The organism is Actinomycetota bacterium (assembly GCA_036280995.1).
GTDB lineage: Bacteria > Actinomycetota > CALGFH01 > CALGFH01 > CALGFH01 > CALGFH01.
The window spans coordinates 1-6078 of the sequence record DASUPQ010000647.1 but is presented as its reverse complement, the minus strand read 5'-3'; the positions used below and the strand labels follow the sequence as shown (position 1 = coordinate 6078).

General features: G+C 69.5%; 6 protein-coding genes. 2 read left to right on the top strand and 4 right to left on the bottom strand.

Annotation, left to right across the window (positions count from 1 at the left end; genetic code table 11):
• The coding region (locus tag VF468_22110) for a M56 family metallopeptidase (GenBank protein ID HEX5880985.1) at positions 1-858 on the top strand (858 nt) is incomplete at its 5' end.
• A gap of 233 nt (positions 859-1091) precedes the next feature.
• On the top strand, positions 1092-2000 hold the full coding sequence (locus VF468_22105; protein HEX5880984.1) for a bifunctional lytic transglycosylase/C40 family peptidase: 909 nt from the start codon (positions 1092-1094) through the stop codon (positions 1998-2000).
• A 33-nt stretch (positions 2001-2033) separates the two neighbouring features.
• On the opposite strand, the gene VF468_22100 is transcribed toward VF468_22105, so the two are convergent.
• The 4 genes from VF468_22100 to VF468_22085 form a co-directional block, all read right to left on the bottom strand.
• Positions 2034-2438 carry a four-helix bundle copper-binding protein gene (locus VF468_22100; protein ID HEX5880983.1) on the bottom strand — a complete coding sequence of 135 codons (405 nt, stop codon included), beginning with the start codon at positions 2436-2438 and terminating at the stop codon, positions 2034-2036.
• Positions 2439-2540: 102 nt separating this feature from the next.
• Positions 2541-4742 (bottom strand): heavy metal translocating P-type ATPase, encoded by a 2202-nt coding sequence (locus VF468_22095; GenBank protein ID HEX5880982.1) that lies wholly within the window; start codon positions 4740-4742, stop codon positions 2541-2543.
• A gap of 34 nt (positions 4743-4776) precedes the next feature.
• Positions 4777-4989: a heavy-metal-associated domain-containing protein gene (locus VF468_22090; protein ID HEX5880981.1), complete on the bottom strand. Its 213-nt coding sequence runs from the start codon at positions 4987-4989 to the stop codon at positions 4777-4779.
• A 247-nt stretch (positions 4990-5236) separates the two neighbouring features.
• Positions 5237-5461, bottom strand: coding sequence for a DUF2933 domain-containing protein (locus VF468_22085; GenBank protein HEX5880980.1), 225 nt, complete (start codon positions 5459-5461; stop codon positions 5237-5239).
• Positions 5462-6078 lie beyond the last annotated feature (617 nt).

The following is a 6078-nucleotide window of genomic DNA, read 5'->3' as shown; positions in this document are numbered from 1 at the left end:
CTCCCGCCGGCCGAGTGGACCAGAGTCTGCGCCGGGCTGCTCGCGGCCGGGGCCATCGTCGTCGAAGCAAGCCTGGCCCTCCAGGCCGCTCCAACCATGCTCCGGACCGTGGGTCTGGAGGACATCGCCGACATGTGCGAGCACGTCGCCCCGGGCGGGGCGCCGGTCGGCATCGCTGCGGCGGTTGCCGCTGCGGTCATCGCGCTCCTGGCCGGCCGCGCGGCGCTGGGAGTTCGCCGCCGGCACCGTACGGCCAGGGTTGAGCAGGAGATCGGTTGGCACAGCACGCTCGGTGGCCACCGGTTGGTCGTGCTGCCCAGCGAGGAGCTGGTTGCGTTCAGCACCGCCGGTCGCCCTGGGCAGGTGGTGATGTCCCGGGGCCTCATCACCGCCCTGTCCGAGGACGAGCTGGCCGCCGTGGTCCGCCACGAGGTCGCCCACGTTCAGCATCGTCACCAGCGCTACCTGCTGCTCGCGCGCGTTGCGGAGCGCAGTCTGGGGCTGGTGCCCATGGTCCGCCGAGGAGTGACCGCGCTGCGCTGTGCCGTCGAGCGGTGGGCGGACGAAGCGGCGGCAGGACCTGGCTCGTCGGACCGAGCCAACGTCCATGCCGCACTGCTGCGAGTTGCCGAGCTGGCCGCCATGCCGGACATCGCCGCGTTCACAGCCCCGGAGACAGTGGCTGAGCGGCTCGAGGCGCTGCGGTCCGCGCCGACCCGGGGCCTGGCGGTCGGGCGACGGCTGCTGGTGTACCTGCCGGCGGGGCTGCTCCTGCTCGCCTCGGCGGTGGCCCTGGACCACATCCTCGAGCACGTCTCCTTCCTTGGACTGCTGATCGACCTGTGCCCGCCTCACTGACCTGCCGGCTGGTTCCATCAGGCGGCTCTGACACTCAGGCGTCTCGGTGGCCAATGGACCGCCAACCACGGACGAGTCCGACGCCCCCGAGGATTGTCACCTACGACGCTGCGTCGTAGGCTGATCGGTATGGACAGGCCCTCGACACCCCCGTGGTCCTGGCCGCTCCCAGAGCTGACACCGGCCATGCAGCGGCTGCCATGACGAAACTGCTCGTCGGTCTTGCCGTGTGCATGACGTTCCTCATAGGCCTGGTGATGATGGCGTCGGTCGGCATCCTCGGCGGCAGCACCGCCAGCCCGACCGCCCAGCAGGAGATACCTCCGGACTACCTGGCCCTCTATCGATCGGCGGCCGACACCTGCCCTGGGCTGCCCTGGTCGGTCCTGGCCGCCATCGGCAAGGTCGAGACGAACCACGGCCGGCTGCAGGCACCGGGGGTCACCTCGGGCGCCAACTTCGCCGGCGCCGCCGGGCCCATGCAGATCGGGATCGGGGGCAAGGCCGGCAACACCTTCGGCGCCTATGCGGTGGATGGAGACGGCGACGGGATCAGCAACGTCTACAACCCGGCCGACGCCGTCTTCACCGCCGCGTCCTACCTGTGCCGCAACGGCGGCGGCAGAGGCGGCGACCTGTCGCGAGCCGTCTTCGCCTACAACCACGCCAACTGGTATGTGACCAAGGTGCTGACGATTGCGTCCACCTACGAGGCGGCCACACCGACTTCGTTGGGTGGCGGCCCAGCACTGCCGCCGAACCACGATGTTGCGGCGATCGCCATCCAATTCGCCTACACCCAGCTCGGCAAACCGTACGTCTGGGGTGCCGAGGGCGACAGCTTCTACGACTGCTCAGGGCTGATGCAACGCGCCTACAAGGAGGCAGGGGTCCAGCTCCCGCGCACCTCCCGCGAGCAGTGGTACGCCGGCGCCAGGGTCTTGGATCCAGGCGACCTGCAACCGGGCGACCTTGTCTTCGGCGCCAAGAACCTGTCCGATCCGAGCACCATCTACCACGTCGGCATGTACATCGGCGCCGGCAACATGATCGTCGCCCCCTACACCGGCGCCGTGGTCCGGATCCAGCCAATGATCCGCAACGACTACATCGGCGCTGTCCGCCCGACGGCCGCCGCCTGACCGCGCACTGGCGTGGACGCTCAGCCAAACTGACTACTTCATGGCCGCCAGCAAATCGTTACAGGCCTGCTCGCAGCGGCGGCAGGCCTCGGCGCAGACCCGGCAGTGCTCGTGCATCTGGGCGTGCCGTTCGCACTCGTCCCCACAGCTCTTGCAGACCGTGATGCATGCCTGGAGCACGGACCGGGTCACGTTGGCGTCGTAGTCGGTCTGGCGGCTGACCACCTGCAGCGTCGCCGTGCAGACATCGGCGCAGTCCAGGTTCAGGCGGATGCACTTGGTCAGCTCGGCCACCATCTCCTCGGACAGGCAGTCGTCGGCGCAGGCGGTGCAGGCCTGGGCGCAGTCCGACAGGGCGTCGATGGTGGCGGCCAGGATGCCGGCGTCGAGGTTGAAGTCGCGCGGGTAGGTGTCCAGCATCCGCTTGGCATAGCTCATGCCCGCAACCTCCCTGCGTGGGATCAGGTCTCCAGTGTGGCTATCCCGATCCTCGTCCGAATAACAGGCGCCGGAGGCACGCGGGATTCAGGACGCGGCTGGTCAGGACCCGCGGCGGCCGAAGCGACGCAGCCGCAGCGAGTTGCCGACCACACTGACGCTGGACAGGGCCATGGCGGCCCCGGCCACGATCGGGCTCAGCAGGCCGAGGGCGGCCAGGGGGATCGCGGCCACGTTGTAGCCGAAGGCCCAGCCCAGGTTCTGGACGATCGTCCGGTAAGTCCGCCGCGACAATTCAATGGCGGTGGCCACACCAGCCAGGTCGCCGCGGAGCAGGGTAAGGTCGCTGGCCTCGATGGCGACGTCTGTGCCGGTGCCGATAGCGATGCCGAGGTCGGCCTGGACCAGGGCCGGCGCATCGTTGACGCCGTCCCCCACCATGGCGACCACCCGCCCCTCGCCCTGGAGACGAGCCACCTCGCCCACCTTGTCCTCGGGGAGCACCTCGGCCAGGACCCGGTCGATGCCGACCCGCTGGGCGATGGCCTGGGCGGTGCGGGCGTTGTCGCCGGTCAGCATGGCCACCTCCAGGCCCATGCCGTGCAGGCGAGTGACCACGTCGGTCGCGTCGTCCTTGAGGGTGTCGGCGACCGCCAGCACGCCGCGGACCTCGCCATCCCAGCCGGCGAAGACGGCGGTCTTCCCATCCCTCTCCAGCCGCTCGGCGGCGTCGTCCATGGCTGCAGGTGTGAGCAGGCCGGCGTCGGCCATGAGCTTGGGGCGCCCGACCCAGACGGTGGCGCCGTCGATGTCGGCCCGGGCGCCGCGGCCGGCCAGGGCCTGGAACCCGCCGGCCTCGGGCAGCGCGCCGTCCCGCTGGCGAGCTGTGGTGGCGATGGCGCGGCCGATGGGATGCTCGCTGTCGGCCTCGACCGCTCCGGCGCGGCGCAGCAGCTCGGCCTCGTCCAGCCCGGTCGCCGCGACGGCGTCAGTGAGGGTCATTTCCCCGCGGGTCAGGGTGCCGGTCTTGTCGAAGACCACGGTGGTGATGCGGCGGGTCTGCTCCAGCACCTCCACCCCCTTGATGAGCACGCCGAGCTCGGCCCCCCGGCCGGTCCCGACCATGATGGCCGTTGGGGTGGCCAGGCCGAGCGCGCACGGGCAGGCGATGATCAGCACGGCCACGGCCGCGACCAGGCCGGCCTGCGGGTCGCCGGCCAGCAGGGTCCAGGCGGCGAAGGTGGCCAGGGCGATGGCGATGACGGCCGGGACGAAGACCCCGGCCACGCGGTCGGCCAGCCGCTGGATGTGACCCTTGGACGCCTGGGCGTCCTCCACGAGCCGGACGATCTGGGCCAGGGCGGTCTCGGCCCCGACCCTGGTCGCGCGCACGGTCAGGGCGCCGCTGGTGTTGACCGTGGCCCCCGTCACTGGGTCGCCCTCCGCCTTCTCGACCGGCACGGACTCGCCGGTGAGCATGGACTCGTCCACGGCGCTGGCCCCGGCGACGACCTCGCCGTCGGTCGGGACCTTCTCGCCCGGGCGGACCTTGAGCAGGTCGCCGACCGCCACCTGCTCCACCGGGACCATGATTTCCTGGCCGTCGCGGAGCACCCTGGCCTCTTTTGCCTCGAGCTCGAGCAGGGCCCGGATGGCCTGGCCGGCCCGACCCTTGGCCCGGGCCTCGAAGAAACGGCCCAGGACGAGGAAGGCGATGATGACCGCGGCGGCCTCGAAGTACAGCTCCATCCCACCGGTGAGCAGCTGGGCCACTGAGAAGCCGTAGGCGGCCAGGGTCCCCATGGCGATGAGGGTGTCCATGTTGGCGGTGCGCCGCCGGGCCCGCCGGGTGGCCTCGCGCAGGAACGGCCAGCCGACCCAGAACTGCACCGGCGTGGCCAGGGCCAGCGCTGTCAGCCTGCCCCAGGGCTGCTCCATGGCCCCGCCGGGCAGCATGGCCAGGACGACCAGGGCCAACGCCAGGGGGATCGCCACGACCAGCCGCCGGCGCCATGCGGCCTCAGCCTGCGCCTCGGCGTCCGCCTTCCCGCCGGAACCAACCGGGCTGATGTGGTAGCCGATGCGCTCCACCGCGGCCTGCAGGTCGCCGACGTCGACCGCGCCGGCAGGGGCGATCCGGGCCTTCCCGGTTGCGAAGTTCACCTCGGCGCTGGCCACGCCCGGCTGCCGACCGAGCACACGTTGGACCCGGACAGCACAGGAACCGCAGGTCATGCCCTGGACCTCAAAGTCCAGCTGGCCCATGCCCGTCGGCGCTGCGGGTTCGCGGGTGGTGTCGGTCATGTCTGCCTCTCGCCTGTCGCCCTGCCTGTCGTCGTTACTGGGCCGGGATCTCGTAGCCCTGCTGCTCGATGGCCGCGATCAGGTCGCCACGGTCGACCGACGCCTTGTCGTAGGTCACCGTGACCGTCCTGGCCGGGATGTCGACGGTGGCAGCCTCAACGCCGCCAATCGACGTCAAGGCCCCCTCGATGGACGTCTTGCAGTGGTCACAGTGGATCTCGGGAACGGAGAGGGTCTCCGTCGCCATAGCAGTCTCCTTCGGGAGCCGTGCTGCTCCATACCTGGTCTTCGCCTTAAGCTGAGGGCTCGACCAGCCACCGAGCGAGTCAGGAACGATCCACCGCCTATCATACCCTCCAGGGGTATCTACGGCCAAGCGGACGCACTTTCCTCAGAGGAAGATGCTACGACGCTATGTCGTCGTTACTAGACGGTGGCACGATCGGCCAGCAGCGCCTCGACAGCCATCGGATCCCGCTTCAGGCGGCCACCGCCTACTTACCTGGCTGGCGGAGAGAGTGCTCGCCCTCGTGATCCCTCTCCTCTTGCCCTGCCCCATGGTGACCCATGCCGCGCATCATGAGCAGCATCATCACCGGGCAGAGCAACACAATCGCCCACGGCAGCAGCGCACCCAGTGAGCCGCCGGCGAACAGCAGCCCGATCACAAGCCCTGCCGCCAACCCGACGTAGAGCGGAGTGTGCTTCCAGCTCTTCATCCGAACCTCCTGGCGATGTGAGAGATGCAAGCTCACATTCAGGCTGCGCGTCTTCGCTGCGTTTCGACAGGGCTGGACGGCCGCTCAATGCCGGGCCGATAGCCCTACCCCGTATCGGTATAACGACCGGGTTGCAGAGCGGCGGCCCGACCTCCTCTAGGGGTTGTGTATCTGGCGTGTGCGCTGATCTCCTCAACTTGCTGACCCGCGAAGAAGGACGGCAGGCGGTTGCTTGCGTGAAGGGCTGCGAGGTGAGCCTACGGAGGCGGTCAGCGGGTTTCGCCGCAGGTGGCTACAAACTTGAAGACCAGCTCAGCGGCGACCACGACGTCGACGACGCCGCACCACTCGGCGAAGGAGGGGGCCACGACCCGGTCAGGCTTAGAGCTCGAATCACAATGAGTGGCTGAGTCTGCGGAAGCAGACGAGGCAGCAGCCGAATCGCGCTACCAGGCCTCGAGCCGCCTGAGGGCGAGCTTCAGCACCTCAGCGCGGCTGCGCGCGCCGTGATCGGCGGCGATGAAGTGGTTGCCGATCCACAACGAGAAAAAGAGCATGCAGCGGGCCTCGACCTCGTCTTGGTCGTCACAGAACGTGCCGAACAGCGAACGCAGGTA

Bases quoted from the DNA above. Each gene is read 5' to 3' on its own strand.
- VF468_22105 (HEX5880984.1), top strand. From the start codon at position 1,092: ATGACGTTCCTCATAGGCCTGGTGATGATGGCGTCGGTCGGCATCCTC.
- VF468_22100 (HEX5880983.1), bottom strand. From the start codon at position 2,438: ATGAGCTATGCCAAGCGGATGCTGGACACCTACCCGCGCGACTTCAAC.
- VF468_22095 (HEX5880982.1), bottom strand. From the start codon at position 4,742: ATGACCGACACCACCCGCGAACCCGCAGCGCCGACGGGCATGGGCCAG.
- VF468_22090 (HEX5880981.1), bottom strand. From the start codon at position 4,989: ATGGCGACGGAGACCCTCTCCGTTCCCGAGATCCACTGTGACCACTGC.
- VF468_22085 (HEX5880980.1), bottom strand. From the start codon at position 5,461: ATGAAGAGCTGGAAGCACACTCCGCTCTACGTCGGGTTGGCGGCAGGG.